Origin of the sequence: Burkholderia sp. Bp8992, assembly GCF_003853705.1 — a bacterium.
Lineage (GTDB): Bacteria > Pseudomonadota > Gammaproteobacteria > Burkholderiales > Burkholderiaceae > Burkholderia.
This window is the reverse complement of record NZ_QTQI01000007.1, coordinates 28090-47825: the sequence shown is the minus strand read 5'-3', so window position 1 is coordinate 47825 and position 19736 is coordinate 28090. Positions and strand designations below refer to the sequence as shown.

Genomic DNA, 19736 nt, shown 5'->3' with positions numbered 1-19736 from the left:
TTCCCCGGGAGGAATCACGATGATCGACCAAGCAGGACTGCAAGTCGCGCCAGCGCTGAGCCAGTTCATTGAAAACGAAGCGCTGCCGGGCACCGGCATCGACAAGGCCGCGTTCTGGAGCGGTTTCTCGGCCCTGGTGCACGATCTCGCGCCGCGCAACCGCGAACTGCTCGCGGAACGCGACCGCCTGCAGCAGGAACTCGACGCGTGGCACCGTGCACACCCGGGCCCCGTACGCGACCATGCCGCGTACCGCGCGTTCCTCAAACAAATCGGCTACCTCGTGCCGGTCCCGTCGAACGTCGCGGCAGCCACCGCGAACGTCGACAGCGAGATCGCCACGCAGGCCGGCCCGCAACTCGTCGTGCCGCTGTCGAACGCGCGCTACGCGCTGAATGCCGCGAACGCCCGCTGGGGCAGCCTGTACGACGCGCTGTACGGCACCGACGCGCTGCCCGAAGACGGCGGCGCCGAACGCACCGCCGCCTACAACCCGACACGCGGCCAGCGCGTGATCGACTACGCGCGCGACGTGCTCGACAACGCGGCGCCGCTCGCGAGCGGCTCGCACCGCGACGCGCTGCGCTATCGCGTGCAGGACGGCCAGCTCGCCGTCGAAACCGGCAAGGGCGTCGTGCATCTCGCGCAGCCGGCGCAGTTCGTCGGCTACCAGGGCGCCGCCGACGCACCGTCCGCGATCCTGCTGAAGCACAACGGGCTGCACCTCGAGATCCAGATCGATGCCTCGACGCCGATCGGCCGCGCCGATCTCGCGAACGTGAAGGACGTCGTGCTCGAAGCCGCGGTCAGCACGATCATCGACTGCGAGGATTCGGTCGCGGCGGTCGACGCCGAAGACAAGGTCCAGCTCTACCGCAACTGGCTCGGCCTGATGCAGGGCACGCTGGTCGAGGAAGTCGCGAAGGGCGGCAAAAGCTTCACGCGCCGCCTGAACGCCGATCGCGAGTACACGACGCCCGACGGCGGCACGCTGTCGCTGCACGGCCGCTCGCTGCTGTTCGTGCGCAACGTCGGCCACCTGATGACCAACGGCGCCGTGCTCGACCGCGACGGCAACGAGATTCCGGAAGGCATCCTCGACGGCGTCGTCACGACGCTGTGCGCGTTGCACGACCTGAAGGCGAAACGCAATTCGCGCACGGGCTCGATCTACATCGTGAAGCCGAAGATGCACGGCCCGGTCGAAGTCGCGTTCGCCGATACGCTGTTCGCGCGCATCGAGGATCTGTACGGCCTGCCGCGCAACACGCTGAAGATGGGCATCATGGACGAGGAGCGACGCACCAGCGTGAATCTCGCCGCGTGTATCGCCGCCGCCGCCGCGCGCGTGGCGTTCATCAACACCGGCTTCCTCGACCGCACCGGCGACGAGATGCACACCGCGATGGAAGCGGGCCCGATGATCCGCAAGGGCGACATGAAATCGTCGGCGTGGATCCAGTCGTACGAGCGCAACAACGTGCTCGCGGGCCTGTCGGCCGGCCTGCGCGGCCGCGCGCAGATCGGCAAGGGCATGTGGGCGATGCCGGACCTGATGCACGCGATGCTCGAGCAGAAGATCGCGCATCCGCGCGCCGGCGCGAACACCGCCTGGGTGCCGTCGCCGACCGCCGCGACGCTGCACGCGCTGCATTACCACCTCGTCGACGTGCAGGCCGTCCAGCAGGAACTCGAGAAGACGCCGTACGCGAGCGAACGCGACACGCTGCTCGAAGGCCTGCTGACCGTGCCGGTCGTCGAGCGCGCCGCGTGGAGCGAGGCCGAGATCCTGAGCGAAGTCGAGAACAACGCGCAGGGCATCCTCGGCTACGTCGTGCGCTGGGTCGAGCAGGGCGTCGGCTGCTCGAAGGTGCCCGACATCCACGACGTCGGCCTGATGGAAGACCGTGCCACGCTGCGCATTTCGAGCCAGCACATCGCGAACTGGCTGCGCCACGGCGTGATCACGGAGGCGTTCGTGCTCGACGTGTTCAAGCGGATGGCGCGCGTCGTCGACCAGCAGAACGCCGGCGACCCGAACTATCGACCGATGGCGCCCGGCTACGACCAGTCGACCGCGTTCAAGGCCGCGTGCGCGCTCGCGCTGCAGGGCACGTCGCAGCCGAGCGGTTACACCGAGCCGCTGCTGCACCAGTTCCGCCTCGCATTCAAGGCGCAACAGCACGGCGCTTGAGGCAAGCGCATGCGGGCCCGGCCCGCATGCCAGCCGGCGTCATGAAACGGGCGGCCCGCGCGGCCGCCCGTTTTCATATTCACTTTCGTACGGCCGTTGAAATCGTCCGTTGAAACCGATAATCGGTACGCATCTTCCGCATTCAAGTTTCACGCGTGCGCGCCGTTAAACCGGCGAAATCGCCGGTCTTGCGCATCGCGGACGCATCCGCCACCCCACGGAGCCTTGCGCCGCAACGCTTTCCCCGATATTTGCAAGTTCGGGTATTCACGGTAATTTGATCCGGATCAACGGGCTGCAACATTTTCCGCGTACGCGAACGCGCGCGTTATACTCCGTTGAATCCGCGCCGCCCGATTCTCCGGATCGTCGAATCGCGGCAGATGTTGCCGGTGAATCGATGATTTACCGGTTTATCTGGCCGCGATTGCCGATAATCGGTGTCCATTTTCTCCGCTGAAAGGCTGAGAGGCGCCGGAAGGGCCGCACGCCGGATCGCCGCCGACACGTCATACGAACAATCGCATCGGCCCGCCGCCTGGCGACGATGCCCATCGATCCTCGGACCATGGCAGAAACCGACTACGCAATGCCCAGCGAATCCGGCCTGACGAGCCGTGTCGCCGCTCATTTGCGCAGGTTCCTGCTGCCGCACCTGATCTTCTATACGGGGCTGCTGATCGCACTGATCCTGCTGCTCCTGTGCGGGATCGTGCTGTACGAAGGCCGCATCGACGCGCGCGACCGCTCGATCGCCATGCAGCAGAATCTCGCACTGATGGCGTCGTGGGACATCGAACGCAACATCGAGATCTACTCGCTGTCGCTGCAGGCCGTCGTCGAAGGCGAGAACGACCCCGACGTCGTCAAGCTGCCGATGCCGCTGCGCCGCCAGGTGCTGTTCGACCGGGCGACGACGGCCAAGTACCTCGGCGGCATCTACGTGCTCGATGCGAAGGGCGACATCTCGGTCGACGGCAAGGGCGACGTGCCGCGCAAGGCCAACTTCGCCAACGAACCGTACTTCACCGTGCCTCGCGACCACCCCGACGTCGGCCTGTACGTCAGCCCGCCATACCATTCGCGGCTGCGCGGCGGCTCGCCGAGCATCGCGCTCAGCCGGCGGATCACGAAACCCGACGGGTCGTTCGGCGGCGTCGCGGTGATGTCGATCCGGCTCGAATATTTCCAGAACCTGTTCTCGCGGCTGTCGCTCGGCGATCGCGGCTCGATCGCGCTGATCAATACGGACGGCAAGATGCTCGCGCGCGAGCCGTACGACCCCAAGATCGTCGGCCGCGACATCAGCCATGCCAGCACGTTCCGGCGCTTCATGATGGCCAACGAAGGCAGCTTCGCCGACACCGCGTCGATCGACGGCGTGCGGCGCCTGTACGTGTTCCGGCACCTCGAGCACCTGCCGCTCATCATCATGGTCGCGCGCTCGGAAGCCGACACCTACGCCGCGTGGTACGACCGCGCGATTCCGATCGGCTCCGCGATGGCCGCGCTCGCGATCGGCTTCGTCGGCCTGTCGCTGCTGCTCGACGTGCAGCTGCGCAAGCGCCACCGCGCGGAAACCGAACTGCAGGCGCTCGCGCGTACCGACGGCCTCACCGGCCTCGACAACCGCCGGATGCTCGACGTCACGCTCGCGCGCGAATGGCGCCGCGCCGCCCGTTCGCAGCACGCGCTGTCGCTGCTGTTCATCGACGTCGACTACTTCAAGCGCTACAACGACACGCAGGGCCACCAGGCCGGCGACGACGCGCTCGCCGCGGTCGGCCACTGCATCGCCGGCTGCCTGCGCCGCCCGGCCGACTACGCGGCACGCTACGGCGGCGAGGAATTCGTCGTGGTGCTGCCCGACATCGACACGGACGGCGCGGTGACGATCGCCGAAACGATCCGCACGGGCATCCTCGATCTCGGCATCCGGCACGACGCCGGCACGGCCGGCCGCCTGACCGTGAGCATCGGCGTGACGACGAGCTATCCCGAACGCGACGACGACATGCAGGGCGCGCTGAAGCTCGCCGACGACGCGCTGTATCGCGCGAAGGAAGCCGGGCGCAACCGCATCGTCGTGCAGACGGCCGCGTCCGCCAGCCATCTCGAATCGCGCCGGGCCTGAGCGCCCGGGTGCCCGGGCCGCTGCAGCCGCCCGCGCGCAAAATCGCCGACAATGTCGGCTCGATCCGCCACCACGCCGCCGCGCGGCTGATGCGCCCGGCCGGCCCGCGCCGGTTCGCGGCCGCTTCGCACCACCATGAGACTCAAGGCAAAGATCTTCCTTCTGGCCATCGTGCCGTTCCTGCTCGCGATCGCCGGCATCGGCTTCGGCGTGCGCCAGCAGGCTACGTCGCTTGCGCGTACGCAGCACGCGACGATCCAGGCCGCGTACCTGTCGAGCAAGGAAGTCGAGCTGAAGCACTACGTCGAGCTCGCGACGAGCGCGATCATGCCGCTCTACGACGCGAGCGGCCGCAACGCGCGCGACGACGCGCTGCTGCGCACGCAGGCGCTCGCGATGCTGCAGAAAATGGATTTCGGCCCGGACGGCTATTTCTTCGTGTACGACCTGCACGGCAATTCGCTGATGCATCCGCGCGAGCCCGAACGCGTCGGCCACAACTATTGGTCGATGCGCGACCCGCAGGGCGCGCTGACGATCCAGCAGCTGATCGGCGCCGCGTCGAGCGGCGGCGGCTACGTGCGCTATGCGTGGCAGCGGCCGTCCACCGGCCGCGTCGCGCCGAAGCTCGGCTACGTCGTCGCGCTCGAACGCTGGGGCTGGATGGTCGGCACCGGCATCTATCTCGACGATGTCGATACCGCGCTGCAACGCATCGACGCGCGCGCGTCCGCGAACATCGAGCGCACGATGAGCTGGCTCACCGCGATCGCACTGACCGGCGCGGCGGCGATCGCCGTGTGCGCCCTGGTGTTGAACGTCAGCGAGTCGCGCAGCGCCGACGCGAAGCTCAAGCTGCTCGCGCAGCGCGTCGTCGAATCGCAGGAGCAGGAGCGGGCGCGGCTGTCGCGCGAGCTGCACGACGGGATCAGCCAGATGATGGTGTCCGCGAAGCTGATGCTCGAATCCGCGCTCGCGCGCTTCGAGCGCGGCACGTCGCGCGTGCCCGAGGCCGAGCAGGCGCTCGCGTCGGGTGTCGGGCGGCTCGGCGACACGCTGCGCGAAGTGCGGCGCATCTCGCATGCGCTGCGTCCGTCGATGCTCGACGATCTCGGCCTCGCGGCCGCGCTCGAACAGCTCGTGCGCGAGCTCGGCGCCGAAAGCGGCATCGACATCGGCTATACGCAGGTTGCGCACAGCGGCACGCAGCCGCTGCCCGAGGCCGTGAACACCGCGTTGTTCCGGATCGCGCAGGAAGCGTTGAGCAACATCGTGCATCATGCGCAGGCGTCGCGCGCGGCCGTCACGCTCGACGTCGGCGCGCATTCCGTCACGCTGACCATCGCCGACAACGGCTGCGGCTTCGACGCCGAACGCTCGCAGGCCGACGCGCGCCGCGGCATCGGCCTGCGCAACATGCGCGAGCGCCTCGACGCGCTCGGCGGCATGCTGTCGATCACGTCGCAGGTCGGCCATACGATCGTTGCCGCGCGCGTGCCGCTGCGCAGTGCGGCGTGACGATACGCCCCATGACAGGAGACCTTTCACGCATGAGCGCCCCCGACACCGCCCGGCCCGCCGCCCGACTGCTGCTCGTCGACGATCACCCGCTCGTGCGCGACGGCCTGCGGATGCGGCTCGAAGCGGCCGACCTGTCGGTGGTCGGCGAGGCCGGCAACGCCGACGAGGCGCTCGCGCTCGCCGCGTCGCTCGAGCCCGACCTCGCGCTGATGGACGTCGGCATGAACGGGATGAACGGCATCACGCTCGCGGGCGTGTTCCACGATCGTTTTCCTGGCATCCGCGTGCTGATGCTGTCGATGCACGACAACGTCGAATACGTGACGCAGGCCGTGCGGGCCGGCGCGAGCGGCTACCTGCTGAAGGATTCGCCCGCGAGCGAGATCGTCCGCGCGATCGGCGCGGTGCTGGCCGGGCAGACGTTCTTCAGCGAAGGGCTCGCCGCGCGGATGATCCAGGCGAGCGCGACCGCGTCGCCGCTGGACCGGCTGACGCCGCGCGAACGCGACATCCTCGATGCGCTGGCGGAAGGGTTGTCGAGCAAGCAGATCGCGCAGCAGACGGGGCTGTCGGTGCGCACGGTCGAAACGCACCGGCTCAACCTGAAGCGCAAGCTGGAGATCGAAGGGCAGGCCGAGCTGATCAAGTTCGCGGTCGAGCATCGGCGGCGATAGGGCAAGCGCACCTAGATTGCTCGCGCGACGCGCGATTCACCTTCAAATTTCATACTTGTCCAATCGACCTCACCCCGGGGGCGATGGAATTCTTTCGCTTGCCGCGGCGGGCGACAGCTTCATGAGCCACGCCTTCGAGTGCGCGACGTCGTCACGCGGCACACGGCATCGCCGACACGGGTTGGCGACCAGAACCGAGGAGCGAAATCATGATGCGCCGTATCGCGGTGGTCGGCGACGCGCTGGAAACCGGGGGAAGCATTCTTGCCTACACGGGGCCGACATTCACATTCGGCAGTCCCGGCCGCCAGGTTGCGCTGATCGGCGGTCTGGCATTCTGCGATGCATGCCAAGGTACCGGGCCGATCGCCAAGTCCGGCGGGCCACGACGCCTCAAATTCATGGGTGAAACGGCCGCCGACGGCGACGTCGTCTTATGCGGCTGCCCGACACCGCCACGCATCGTTGCGCTTCTCGCCGGTGAATCATGGTGCGACGACATGGTGGAAACGGCAGGTGTTGTGACGTCCGGAAGAAATCGGGAAGGCGGTGTCGTGTCGATCATCGCGGGCACTTACGACGAATCCGTTCACGCCATCGGGAGTGGAGCGTCGGCCGGTTATCCGTACGTTATCGAGACATCGGATGGACGCATCCACTCGGGCCAACTCGACGACAGCGGGTATCTGCCGCGTATTCACACTGCGAGTGAGGATGAATACGTCGTCTACTGGGGTGACGAAGCCCTCGCCAGATCAAGGGGGGCCGCATAATGCCGAACCCGAGAACAGCCGTAAAGACGACCGCCGTGCCGAAGTCGCACAAGGAAGTCGAGTTGAAGTCGGTGACGTTTTCCGAGCTCTGGAAGAACTACGCGCACGGAAACCCATACGACGATCCGAACGGACAATACAAGAACCAGTGTGCGATCCGGATGAGCGTGACGCTGCACAAGGTCGGCATCGCAATGAAGTCGTTTTCGCAGAAGCAGGTTCGGCCGATGCCGGGCAAACCGACGCTGGGCCGACTTCTGATCGACGACAAGCCGACCGCGACTCGCGCATACGAGTTCGCGGAGTGGTTGAAGCTGCGGCCGGTCGCGGGAGTACTGGCTCCCGAGAACATCACGGGACCGAATTGGGCGAGTAAGGTATCCGGGCGGACCGGAATCATATTCTTCGACGGCTATTGGCTGCAGGATGGCGACTCACCAGACAACTTGAGTGGCGGTCACGTCGACCTCTGGAACGGGAACAAACTCACCGGCTTCGGATCAGGCGTGCGGATTTCATGGAATATAGTCCTACCGGGCATCTGGTCGGATTTCCGAAATTCGAAAACCATCTTGTTTTTTCCCGTCAAATGAAACTCGTGAACGTGGTAGCAGGCGCACTTGTCGGTGGAGCGCTCGCGACAATGATCTGCTGGGGAGCGCTCTACGTGTACGGGGCATTCGTCCTGCGCGGCAAGGGAAGCCTCTTCGACACGAACCCCGAGATTGCGAATCTATTTTTCGTCGCATGGGGCGGATTGATTTTAATTTTCGCATTGGCCGGCGCAATTGCCGTAACTCGCAGGAAATCCCGATAACCATCCGACCGACTGGCAACTCAAAATGAGACGCGTCGGATACTCGCTCCTGTACTGGATCGCCGGCCTGATCACGACTTGGCTCGCATGCTGGATCGGAAACCGGATCGACTGGCAAATTCAAATCGGCTTGCGACTGCCTTCGGGCCGGGACGGTTGCCATGAGATCGACCTGTGCTCACCGCCGTGGCCGCTTGTCACTCTGCTGGTCGGGTTTCTGATTGGGCCATCGCTTGGGTTTGCCTTTGCGGGCTGGAGACCAAGGGCGGCGACGGGCGACACCGCAAAAGGTGCTGTGCTCCTTGGCCACATTAATTGCCCCTACGATGCTGTTTTTTCTCGCTTCGTATGTGATTCGATGAGCCAGCATCTCGCGGTAGCCATCCTCTCTCCACCGCTCGACCGACCTACGAATAAAAAAGGGCACCCGAGGGCGCCCTTCATGCATCCGGTCCGCGGCCTTGCAACGGCCGTCAGTTCGTCCGCGAATTGTGCTTCTGCAGGTACGCGATCAGGCCGTCGATCCCGCCCGACGCCAGCTGGCTCTTGAACTGGCCCTGGTAGACCTGGATCAGCCACGCACCCGACATGTCGATGTCGTAGATCTTCCAGTCGTTGCCGACCTTGCCGAGACGATAGCCGACCGACTGGCTGTCGCCCGGCGTCGAGACCGTCGACTGCACGAGCGCGTCGGCGCCCGACGCGCCGCCGGCCTTGAACGAGAACTTCGCGTCCTGGCTGCCGAGCTGCGCGAGCGATGCGGCGTAGGTACGCGTCATCAGCAGCTTGAACTGCTTGTACAGCTCCTGCTGCTGTTGCGGCGTGGCCTGCTTCCATGCGTCGCCGACCGCGATGCGGGTCGTGCGCTCGAAGTTGGTCGCGGGCAGGAAGCGCTGCTCGACGACGGCCGAGACCTTCGCCATGTCACCGCCGCGCGCGGCCGGATCGGCCTTCATCGCATTGACGGTGCCCTCGACCGCATTGCGGACGATGTCGACCGGCGCGCTCTGCGCGAAAGCGGAAACCGACACGGCGGCCGCCGCGACGAAAGCAAACAGTTGACGTTTCATACGGATATCGCACTCGATGGGAAAAAACGACCGGCTCTTTGCGTCGGCCGGCGAAGCAAAGTATACCGGGCCCGACGCCCGGTTGCCGTCCGGTGACCGACTGTTACCTTTCAGCGCCGTTTGTCACAGGGGCGCAGCGGCATGTCGACGCACCGCTTCGCCGATTATGTAAATATCCCCATACAAATGAACCGGCCGCCGGTATCGATTCCGCCGTCGCGAGCAAATATCCTTCCCGCCCCGAATCTCCCCAACGTCACGACCGCCGCCACGCCGCGCCGGTATACTTGGCTACTTTGCCCTTGCCAGCCGCTCCCCACCGCCACATGGTGACATCTCTCATCGTCCGACTCGTTGCGTGGTCGGTGCGCCGCCCCGTCTGGGTCGTCGTCCTGTCGCTCGTCATCGCCGCCGTCAGCGGCGTCTACGTCGCGCAGCATTTCAAGATCAACACCGACATCAGCAAGCTCGTCGATGCGGAACCGCAATGGGCCGCGCTCGGCCAGGCCGTCGACAAGGCGTTCCCGCAGCGCAACGGCACGATCCTCGCGGTCGTCGAGGCGCCCGCGTCCGAATTCGCGAATGCCGCCGCGCATGCGCTGACCGAAGCGCTGCAGAAGGATGCCGAAGCCGGCCGCATCGGCCAGGTCGCCGAGCCCGGCGGCGGGCCGTTCTTCGAGCACAACGGGTTGCTGTTCCTGTCGCCGCAGGAGGTCTCCGACACGACGTCGCAGCTCGCGAGCGCGCGCCCGCTCGTCAACGAGCTCGCGAAGAACCCGAGCCTGACCGGGCTCGCCACCACACTGGCCACCACGCTCGGCCAGCCGCTGCTGACCGGCCAGGTGAAACTGCCCGCGATGGCGAAGCTGCTCGCGCGCAGCGCGGCGACGGTCGACGACGTGCTGGCCGGGAAGCCGGCCGCGTTCTCGTGGCGCGCACTGGTCGACAACGATGCCGCACGGCAGCCCGCGCGCGCGTTCGTCACCGTGCAGCCGGTGGTCAACTACGGCGCGCTGAAGGCCGGCGCGGCAACAAGCCAGGTGATCCGCGACGCGGCCCGTGCGCTCGACCTCGAGAAGCGCTACGGCGCGGCCGTGCGCCTGACCGGCGAACAGCCGCTCGCCGACGACGAATTCGCATCGGTCGAAGACGGCGCCGCGCTCAACGGCGCGCTCACGCTGCTCGCCGTGCTCGTGATCCTGTGGCTGGCGCTGCGCTCGAAGCGGATGATCGGCTCGGTGCTCGTCACGCTGTTCGTCGGCCTGGTCGTGACCGCGGCACTCGGCCTCGCGATGGTCGGCTCGCTGAACATGATCTCGGTCGCGTTCATGGTGCTGTTCGTCGGCCTCGGCGTCGACTTCTCGATCCAGTACGGCGTGAAGTACCGCGAGGAACGCTTCCGCGATCCGCGTATCGATCACGCGCTGATCGGCGCCGCGCACTCGATGGGCATGCCGCTCGCGCTGGCCACCGCGGCCGTCGCCGCGAGCTTCTTCTCGTTCATCCCCACTGCGTATCGCGGCGTGTCCGAGCTCGGGCTGATCGCGGGCGTCGGGATGTTCGTCGCGCTGCTGACCACGATCACGCTGCTGCCGGCGCTGCTGCGCCTGTTCGCGCCGCCGGGCGAATCGAAGACGCCGGGCTTCCCGTGGCTCGCACCGGTCGACGATTACCTCGATCGCCATCGCAAGCCGATCCTGATCGGCACGCTCGTCGTCGTGATCGGCGCGCTGCCGCTGCTCGCGTTCCTGCGCTTCGACTTCAACCCGCTGCACCTGAAGGATCCGAACAGCGAATCGATGGCCACGCTGCTCGCGCTGAAGGATTCGCCGGAAGCCGCCGTCAACGACGTGACGCTGCTCGCGCCGTCGCTCGCCGAAGCCGACGCGGCCGCGAAACGCCTCGACGCGCTGCCCGAAGTCGGCCGCACGACCACGCTGTCGACCTTCATCCCCGCCGACCAGCCGGCCAAGCGCGCGGCGATCGCCGCGGCCGCAAGCAACCTGCTGCCGGCGCTGACGCAGCCGGCCGCGCCGCCCGCGACCGATGCGCAGCGCGTCGCCGCGCTCAAGCGCGTGTCGGACCTGCTGGGCTATGCTGCCGAAGACCACCCGGGCCCCGGCGCGGCTGCCGCGCAGCACCTGTCCGCCTCGCTGGCGAAGCTCGCGGCCGCCGACAGCGCGACGCGCGACCGCGCCGAACGCGCGTTCGGCGATACGCTGCGCATCGCGCTCAACCAGCTCGCGTCGCTGCTGCAGCCGCAGGACGTCACGCGCGAATCGCTGCCGCCGCAACTCGTGCGCGACTGGGTCGCGCCGGACGGCCACGCGCTCGTGCAGATCTCGCCGAAGGTGCCGAAGGGCGTCGACCCGAACGACGACACGATGCTGCGCCGCTTCGCGAAGACGGTGAAGGCCGCGGAGCCGGGCGCGACCGGCGGGCCGATCTCGATCCTGCATTCGGCCGACACGATCATCAACGCGTTCCTGCACGCGGCGCTGTGGTCGATCATCTCGATCACGGTCCTGCTATGGATCACGCTGCGCCGCTTCGGCGACGTGCTGCGCACGCTGGTGCCGCTGCTCGTGTCGGGCATCGTGACGCTCGAGATGTGCGTCGTGCTCGGCATGTCGCTCAACTTCGCAAACATCATCGCGCTGCCGCTGATGCTCGGCGTCGGCGTCGCGTTCAAGGTGTATTTCGTGATGGCGTGGCGCGCGGGGCAGACGGGGTTGCTGCACTCGAGCCTCACGCACGCCGTGCTGTTCAGCGCCGCGACGACGGCAACCGCATTCGGCAGCCTGTGGCTGTCGCACCATCCGGGCACGTCGAGCATGGGCAAGCTGCTCGCGCTGGCCCTGACCTGCACGCTGATCGGCGCCGTGGTGTTCCAGCCCGTCCTGATGGGCAAACCGCGCGTCAAACGCGCCAAGAACCAATCGCAAGGAATCAATGAATAAGGTGCGAATCATTGCGGCGACCGTCGCCGCCAGCGCGATGCTGACCGGCTGCGCGACGGGACCGAACCGCAATCCCAACGACCCGCTCGAGCCGATGAACCGGGCGATGTACAAGTTCAACGACACGGTCGACACGAATATCGCGCAGCCGATCGCGAAGGGGTACCAGAAGGTGACGCCCACGCCGGTGCGTACCGCGATCAGCAACTTCTTCTCGAACCTCGGCGATCTCGGCAACATGGCCAACAACCTGCTGCAGTTGCGCATCACCGATGCGACGCAGGATCTGATGCGCGTGGCGATGAACTCGCTGTTCGGCGTCGCCGGCCTGATCGACATCGCGACGCCGGCCGGGCTGCCGAAGCACCACCAGGATTTCGGGCTGACGATGGCGCGCTGGGGCATGCCGTCCGGCCCGTACCTCGTGCTGCCCGTGTTCGGGCCGAGCACGATCCGCGACGGCGTCGGCCGCGCGGTGGACGTGCGTTTCAACCTGCTGAACTACATCGAGCCGGCCGCACGCAACCCGATGTACATCGCGCAGTTCATCAGCGCGCGTTCGGACCTGCTCGGCGCGACCGACCTGCTGAAGCAGGCCGCGCTCGATCCGTATTCGTTCGTGCGCGACGCATACCTGCAGCAGCGCAAGTCGCTGACGTACCGCAGCCAGTCGTCGTCGGCCGCGCTGCCGGCCTACAACGAGCCGGGTGAATCCGGCGCCGTGCCGGCCGCGACGCCGGCCGTGCCGGGGCTGCCGAACTACGAGGATCCGGGCGAGTCGGGCGGTGCATCGGGTACCGCGCCGAACAACGCGCCGGCCGCGCCGGGATTGCCGCAGTACGACGATCCGGGTGCGGACAATGCGATGCCCGCGAGTACGCCTGCTGCGGCACCGGCCGCGGCGTCGGCCGCAGTGCCGGCTGCCGCTTCGGCGGGAGCAACGACCGCGCCGGCGGCCAACGGCGCGCCGATCGCGCCGGCGATGCCGACCGTGCCTGCAAGCAGTCCGGCCGCGCAGTAACGCTGCAACGGCGGCCGCGCAAAAGCAAAGAGCGCTGCATGATGCAGCGCTCTTTTTTTGTCCGTACGAAACGGGAAGAGGGGGAAAGCGGCGCAGCCCGCTCAGACGATCCGCATCGCGCCTGTACGCTCGAACGCGTGGCGCGCCTGAATCAGCGTGGTGCGCGCGGCGCGCGCGTCGCTGGCGACCTGCAGCAGCGGGCCGAGCTGCGAAGGCTGCTTCAGCAATTCGCGCAGGATCGGCAGGATCGCCGTGCTGCCGTCGTCGCGCAAGCCAGCTGTCGCCGCACGCGGCAGCGTGCGCCACGCCGGATCGACGATCGCGCGGCACACCGCGAACGGCACGCCGCGCGCCGCCGCGAAGGCCGCCGCGATGTGCGACTCCATGTCGACGGCCAGCGCACCCTTCGCGTGATGCAGCGACGTCTTCTCCTGTTCGCTGACGACCGGCGCGCCGACGGCCGCGATCGTGCCGCGCGTGACGCGTGCCCACACCGGCGTGTCGTGCAGCGACGCGACGAGCCGCGTGCTCCAGCCCGCGTCGGTCTCCACGCGGCCAAACGGCCCGTCGATCGCGTTCGCGATCACGAGCGTGCCAGGCACCAGGTCGGGCGAGAGCCCGCCCGCCGTGCCGAAGCTGACGATGCCCGCGCAACCGCGTGCGGTCGCGTCGGCCAGCGCGCGTTCGAGCCGGTCGGCGCGCGCGGCGAACACGGCCTCGACGCCGTTACCGCGCGCGATGCGCGCCTCGAACGCCATCCCCGTCACCGCGATGACGGGCAATGCGCCGTTGTGTCGTGACACGCCCACGCGTTACATCCCGACCGTGACGCGCGTCGTGTTGCCGCGCTTCAGGTTGCGGTAGCGCGCCAGCGCCCACAGCGGGAAGAACTTGCGATAGCCGTGGTAGCGCAGGTAGAACACGCGCGGGAAGCCCGTCGCGGTGAAGCGCGTCTCGTCCCACAGGCCTTCGTCGTTCTGGTGGGCGACCAGGTAGTCGATGCCGCGCGCCACGGCCGGGTTGTTCACTTCGCCGGCCGCCATCAGGCCGAGCAGCGCCCACGCCGTCTGCGACGCCGTGCTCGGCGCCTGCTCGAAACCGCGGTAGTTCAGCTTGTAGCTGTCGCCGTCCTCGCCCCAGCCGCCGTCCTTGTTCTGGATCGACAGCAGCCACTGCGCGCCGCGCTTCATGCGCGGATCGTCCGGCGTCAGGCCGGCCGCGTTCAGCGAGCACAGTGCGGTCCACGTGCCGTACACGTAGTTCATCCCCCAGCGGCCGTACCAGCTGCCGTCCGGTTCCTGCTCCTTCAGCATGTAGTCGAGCGCACGGCGGGCCGGCTCGCTGTTCAGCGGCGTCTCGCCGAGCTGCGACAGCATCGACAGGCAACGGCCCGACACGTCGGACGTCGGCGGATCGAGCAGTGCGCCGTGATCCGAGAACGGGATGTTGTTCAGGTAGTACTGCGTGTTTTCCGGTTCGAACGCGCCCCAGCCGCCGTCGCTGCTCTGCATGCCGACGACCCATTCGCGCGCACGCGCCATCGAATCGCGATAGGTATCCGACTGCTTGAGCTTCTGCGCGCGGTCCATCGCCATCACGACCACGGCCGTATCGTCGACGTCCGGGTAGTGCGCGTTCGCGTACTGGAATGCCCAGCCGCCGGGCCGCACGTGCGGGCGGCGCGAGATCCAGTCGCCGCGTACGTCGAGGATCTGCAGCGGACGCAGCCATTCGAGGCCGCGCAGCACGGCTTCTTCCGCGCGTGCATCGCCCGTCTCGAGCAGCGCGTGCGCGGCGAGCGACGTGTCCCACACCGGCGACAGGCACGGCTGGCAGTACGCTTCGTCCTCGTGCACGACGAGCAGCTTGTCGAGCGCCTTGCGCGCGATCGCGCGGTTCGGATGATCTTCCGCGTAGCCGAGCACGTCGTACATCATCACTGCGTTGGCCATCGCCGGATAGATCGCGCCGAGGCCGTCCTCGCCGTTCAGGCGCTCGTCGACGAACGACACGGCCTGGCGGATCGCCCGTTCGCGCGTATAGCTCGGGAACAGGCCGTCGACCGCGCGCAGCGCATGGTCGACCACCCGGAAGAACGCGAACCAGCCGGCGCTCTGGTGGCCCTGGCGCGGCAGCAGGCCGGCGTTGACGGGCGGATCGATGAACAGCTCGTCGATGCGCACGCCGCGCGGGTTCTTCGCGATCGGGCGCTTCGCGTTCAGCACGAGCAGCGGCACGATCACGGTGCGCGCCCAGTACGACACCTTCGACAGGTGGAACGGGAACCACTGCGGCAGCAGCATGATCTCGACCGGCATCATCGGCACCGCGCGCCACGGAATCGCACCGTACAGCGCGAGCTGGATGCGCGTGAACACGTTCGACATCTCGGCGCCGCCCATCGCGTGGATCGCGCGGCGCGCGCGCTGCATGTGCTCGGCGTTCTCGTCGTCGCCGATCACCTTCAGCGCGAAATACGCCTTCACGCTCGCGCTGATGTTCGGCGCGCCGTCGGTGAACAGCGGCCAGCCGCCGTCGGCCTGCTGGATGCGGCGCAGATAGTTGCCGATCTTCTGTTCGAGCTCGAGGTTCGGTGTCTCGCCGAGATAGTGGACGAGCAGCACGTATTCGGCCGGAATCGTCGAATCGGCTTCGAGTTCGTAGACCCAGTGTCCGTCCGCTTGCTGCGCGGCCAGCAGCGCGTCGGTCGCACGTGCGACAGCCGCGTCGACGCCGGCCGGCACGGCGCCGGCGGACAAGGTAGCCATTTCGGTGAGATCGTTCATCGGTCCCTCTCTTATTGTGTCTGGAGCACGTCCGCGGCCAGCTGGCCGGAACGGATCGCGCCCTCGATCGTGGCGGGCAAGCCGGTGGCAATCCAGTCGCCCGCCAGCACAAGATTGGTCCAGCGCGTACGCACGGCCGGACGTTTCATTTCCTGCGACGGCACCGCCGCAAAGCCCGCGCGCGGCTCGACGACGAGCTGCCACGCGGGGATGGTTTCCGGGTTCGCGCCGGTCACGCGCGCGACGTCTTCCCAGATGCGCCGCGCGAGCGTGTCGCGCGGCACGTCGAGCCAGCGGCCCGCGTCGCGGATCGTCGCCGCGAGCTGGCCGCCGCCGGTGCGCACCGCATCGACGACGCCGTTGACGACGGTCGTCTGCAGCGGATGGCCGGCCGGCGTTTCGACCGCGAAATACGCGGTCACGGCCGCGCTGAACGTGTCGGGCGCGGTGAGCTCGGGCACGAGCGGCTGCGCGACCTCGGGCGGCACGGCCAGCACGACCGCGTCGCCCGGCGCGAGATCGATGCGCTCGCCGCCGGCCGAAACCGCATCGACCGCGTTGCCGTGCGCGCCGAATTCGAATGCGTCGAGTCGCGAATTCAGCCGGATCTGCGCGCCGCCGTGCTGCAGCATCCGCAGCGCCGGCTCGACGAATGCGCTGCCAAGCCCGTGGCGCGCGACGAGCGGACGGCTGCCGGCGCCGCCCGCGGCAAACGTGCCGCACAGCGCGGCGCGCGCGAGTTCGGCGCTCGCGTGGCGCGGCTCGACGTTCAGCACACCGAGGAAATATGGCCGCAGCCAACGATCCCACAGCACGCCGTCGCATCGCATCGTCTGTGCGAGAGAGCGGCCCGTGCGCGCGAACGCGAGCGGCGCGAGCGCGAGGTAGTCGAGCGGTGTCGTGCCCGGCGCGCGCGACGCGGCATCGAACAGCCACGACGGCCAGCGCCCGTTGCCGAAGCGCAGCGTCCAGCGCTGCAGCGATGCGATGTCGACGACCGGACATTCAGGCAGCGCGGGCCCCGCGAGCTGGTCGGCCGCGCCGATCGCGCGCAGGTAGCGCTGCGTCGCGGCTTGCCCCGCGAACACCGTGTGCAGCCCGCTGTCGAGCGTCGCGTTCAGCGTCCCGTCGAACCACGAGCGGCAGCGGCCGCCCGCATGCGCGTGCGCGTCGTGCAGCACGATGCGCCGCCCGCGGCGCTGCAGCTCGACCGCGGCCGACAGGCCCGCGAGTCCGGCGCCGATCACATGGACGGTTCTGGGCATCGACTCGGCCGGTTCAGAACAGCGCGTAGCGCGCGGCGATCATCAGCATGCGCGCCTTCGGCTTGCGCAGCGGCGCGCGCGGCGCGGCAAAGCCGCGTGCGACCGCGGCTTCGAGAATGCAGCGATACGCGCCCGACATGATGCGCGGCGCCTTCACCTGCGCACGCGGGCAGGTATCCATCACGGCATCGGCCTGGCGGAAGTGCTCGAGCGCGCGCTCGACGAGCGTCGCGCACACGCGCGGCAGCGCCGGATCGCGCACGATCGTCGCCGGATCGGTGATCGCGATGCCTTCGCGCTCGAGCAGCTCGCGCGGCAGGTAGCAGCGATTGATCGCCGCGTCGTCGTCGATGTCGCGCAGGATGTTCGTCAGTTGCAGCGCGCGGCCGAGGTGGTGCGACAGCGTGATCCCTTCGGCTTCCGGCATCCCGAAAATCCTCACCGACAGCCGGCCGGCCGCGCTCGCCACGCGATCGCAGAACAGGTCGAGTGTCGGCTCGTCGGGCGCGCAGATGTCTTCGACCGCGTCCATCGCCATCCCGTCGATCATCGCGTGGAAATCGGCGCGCTGCAGGTTGAACGCGCGGATCTCGCGGTCGAGCGCAACCAGGTGGCGCGGCGGGCGGCCCGCGAAGCACGCGTCGATGTCCGCGCGCCAGCGATCGAGGCCCGCGTTGCGCTGCGCGCGCGGCAGGTCGCTGTCGGCGATGTCGTCGACCGCGCGGCAAAACGCATAGACCTGGAACATCGCATCGCGCTGCACGGCCGGCAGGATGCGCATCGCCAGGTAGAAAGAACTGCCCGATGTAACGGCAGCGGCGTCGGTTTCTTGTTCGTCCACGACGGAATTGGAAACGGCCAAGACGAGCTCCACGGAGACACCCACGCGGGGCGATTGAAGAAGCCATGCCCGGCTGGGATGGTCAGGGCGTCAAATGCGTGCGAGATATGCGAACGATCGACGCAGACAGGCACAAATTACCGGCCGGAAGCCGGAATTGGGCGAAAGTATAGCAATCTTTGAAGTTCGATGGCGGACACGCGCCACGCCCGGCGGGGCGCCGGAGGCCGGCGCGGCCGGCCTCGGCGGGAAACGGCGCCGCGCGGCACCGGCGGCGCGTCAGCCGTAAACGATGTCGCGCTGCAGATCGAGCGCAATGAGCCCCATTTCACGCGTGAGCTGCAGCATCGAGCGGCGTTCGAGGCGCGAGCCCATGAAGCTCGTCACGCGGCCGTCGGGCTCCGCGGTGAACTGGAACATCGCGCCGCCGGTGCCGAACCACGCGCCCGGCACGTCGGCCGATTCCTTCCAATCGATCTGTTCGAACACGCGCGCGATGCCCGCGCGCACCAGGTCGCCCGGGCCGATCGGCGGCGCGATGTCGCCCAGGTCGTCGAGCGAATAGGGGCCGGGTTTGTCCGGCTTCCGGTAGAAGAGATAGTCGACGTTCATGGGGCGCAATCGCGAGTAAAGCAACAAATTAGCGTGCTTCGGCACAAATTCAAATCGGATACGAACGAAATGTGGCCTGCACGAGACAAGCGGGACGGATCGCGACCGGCCGCGCATCCGCATCTGGATGCCGGCCGGTTCGTCTAAGATGACACCTTTCCCGAAAAAAATACGGACATCATGGAGACGAACGACACCGCCACCCCGCAGTCCGGCCATCCCGTTTTCGTGCTCGTGCACGGCGCCTGGCATGGCGCCTGGTGCTACACGCAGGTCGCGGCTGCGCTGGCCGCGCGCGGCTACCTGTCGATCGCGCGCGACCTGCCCGCGCACGGCATCAACGCCCGCTTTCCCGCGTCGTATCTCGAACGACCGCTCGACAAGGATGCGTTCGGCGCCGAGCCTTCGCCGGTCGCGAACACGACGCTCGACGACTACGCGACGCAAGTGATGCAGGCCGTCGACGACGCGTATGCGCTCGGTCGCGGCAAGGTCGTGCTCGTCGGGCACAGCATGGGCGGCCTCGCGATCACGGCGGCCGCCGAGCGCGCACCGGAGAAGATCGCGAAGATCGTCTATCTCGCGGCCTTCATGCCGGGCTCGGGCGTGCCGGGCCTCGACTACGTGCGCGCGCCGGAGAACAAGGGCGAGATGCTCGGCCCGCTGATGCTCGCGAGCCCGCGCGTCGCCGGTGCGCTGCGCATCGATCCGCACAGCGGCGACGCCGCGTATCGCGACACGATGAAGCGTGCGCTGTATGAAGACGTGCCGCAGGCCGACTTCGACGCCGTCGCGAATCTGATGACCTGCGACGTGCCGGCCGCGCCGTTCGCGACCGCGATCCCGACCACCGCCGCGCGCTGGGGCGCGATCGACCGCCACTACATCAAGTGTCTCGAGGATCGCGTGATCCTGCCCGCGCTGCAGCAGCGCTTCATCGACGAAGCCGACACGCTCGCGCCCGGCAATCCGACCCACGTGCACCAGCTCGACAGCAGCCACTCGCCGTTCATGTCGCAGCCGGCCGTGCTGGCCGGCGTGCTCGCCGACATCGCAAAAAGCTGAGCG

Annotated in this window: 15 protein-coding genes; 9 read left to right on the top strand and 6 right to left on the bottom strand. The window is 67.8% G+C overall.

Annotated features, from left to right (window positions below; genetic code table 11):
* Positions 1 to 19: 19 nt before the first annotated feature.
* The 6 genes from DIE03_RS12800 to DIE03_RS12775 all read left to right on the top strand — a co-directional run bounded on the left by DIE03_RS12800 (position 20) and on the right by DIE03_RS12775 (position 7889).
* Positions 20 to 2194, top strand: coding sequence for a malate synthase G (locus DIE03_RS12800; protein WP_124450735.1), 2175 nt, complete (start codon positions 20 to 22; stop codon positions 2192 to 2194).
* Positions 2195 to 2762: 568 nt separating this feature from the next.
* Entirely contained in the window at positions 2763 to 4328 is a 1566-nt protein-coding gene (locus DIE03_RS12795) for a sensor domain-containing diguanylate cyclase (protein ID WP_124450733.1), read from the top strand.
* A gap of 135 nt (positions 4329 to 4463) precedes the next feature.
* Positions 4464 to 5846, top strand: a complete 1383-nt coding sequence (locus DIE03_RS12790) for a cache domain-containing protein (protein WP_124450731.1) — start codon at positions 4464 to 4466, stop codon at positions 5844 to 5846.
* Between the two features lie 32 nt (positions 5847 to 5878).
* The gene (locus DIE03_RS12785) at positions 5879 to 6523 is read left to right on the top strand and encodes a response regulator transcription factor (RefSeq protein ID WP_059238338.1); all 645 of its coding nucleotides are present in this window, start codon (positions 5879 to 5881) and stop codon (positions 6521 to 6523) included.
* Between the two features lie 209 nt (positions 6524 to 6732).
* Complete coding sequence (locus DIE03_RS12780; RefSeq protein ID WP_124450729.1) at positions 6733 to 7296, top strand: PAAR domain-containing protein; 564 nt, start codon at positions 6733 to 6735, stop codon at positions 7294 to 7296.
* Entirely contained in the window at positions 7296 to 7889 is a 594-nt protein-coding gene (locus tag DIE03_RS12775) for a type VI secretion system amidase effector protein Tae4 (protein ID WP_124450727.1), read from the top strand. The genes DIE03_RS12780 and DIE03_RS12775 overlap by 1 nt, the downstream gene beginning before the upstream one ends.
* A 697-nt stretch (positions 7890 to 8586) precedes the next feature.
* Here DIE03_RS12775 and DIE03_RS12770 read toward each other — a convergent pair.
* Positions 8587 to 9183, bottom strand: a complete 597-nt coding sequence (locus DIE03_RS12770; protein ID WP_124450725.1) for a phospholipid-binding protein MlaC — start codon at positions 9181 to 9183, stop codon at positions 8587 to 8589.
* 326 nt (positions 9184 to 9509) lie between these two features.
* Here DIE03_RS12770 and DIE03_RS12765 point away from each other — a divergent pair, with 326 nt between their 5' ends.
* Entirely contained in the window at positions 9510 to 12143 is a 2634-nt protein-coding gene (locus DIE03_RS12765; RefSeq protein ID WP_124450723.1) for an MMPL family transporter, read from the top strand.
* A complete protein-coding gene (locus tag DIE03_RS12760) occupies positions 12136 to 13164 on the top strand; it encodes a VacJ family lipoprotein (protein ID WP_124450721.1) in 1029 nt (342 codons plus the stop codon). The genes DIE03_RS12765 and DIE03_RS12760 overlap by 8 nt, the downstream gene beginning before the upstream one ends.
* A gap of 101 nt (positions 13165 to 13265) precedes the next feature.
* Here the strand turns inward: DIE03_RS12760 and DIE03_RS12755 are convergent, their stop codons facing one another.
* From DIE03_RS12755 to DIE03_RS12735, 5 genes are all read right to left on the bottom strand, one after another.
* Positions 13266 to 13922, bottom strand: a complete 657-nt coding sequence (locus DIE03_RS12755; RefSeq protein ID WP_260434878.1) for a phosphorylase — start codon at positions 13920 to 13922, stop codon at positions 13266 to 13268.
* 54 nt (positions 13923 to 13976) lie between these two features.
* Positions 13977 to 15950, bottom strand: coding sequence for a squalene--hopene cyclase (gene shc / locus DIE03_RS12750; protein ID WP_124450716.1), 1974 nt, complete (start codon positions 15948 to 15950; stop codon positions 13977 to 13979).
* Positions 15951 to 15961: 11 nt separating this feature from the next.
* On the bottom strand, positions 15962 to 17215 hold the full coding sequence (gene hpnE / locus DIE03_RS12745; RefSeq protein ID WP_124450714.1) for a hydroxysqualene dehydroxylase HpnE: 1254 nt from the start codon (positions 17213 to 17215) through the stop codon (positions 15962 to 15964).
* A 13-nt stretch (positions 17216 to 17228) separates the two neighbouring features.
* On the bottom strand, positions 17229 to 18077 hold the full coding sequence (gene hpnD, locus DIE03_RS12740) for a presqualene diphosphate synthase HpnD (protein ID WP_124450712.1): 849 nt from the start codon (positions 18075 to 18077) through the stop codon (positions 17229 to 17231).
* Between the two features lie 258 nt (positions 18078 to 18335).
* Positions 18336 to 18668, bottom strand: coding sequence for a hypothetical protein (locus tag DIE03_RS12735; protein ID WP_124450710.1), 333 nt, complete (start codon positions 18666 to 18668; stop codon positions 18336 to 18338).
* Between the two features lie 180 nt (positions 18669 to 18848).
* On the opposite strand from DIE03_RS12735, the gene DIE03_RS12730 reads away from it, so the two are divergent.
* Positions 18849 to 19733 carry an alpha/beta fold hydrolase gene (locus DIE03_RS12730; RefSeq protein WP_124450708.1) on the top strand — a complete coding sequence of 295 codons (885 nt, stop codon included), beginning with the start codon at positions 18849 to 18851 and terminating at the stop codon, positions 19731 to 19733.
* Positions 19734 to 19736: the final 3 nt, after the last annotated feature.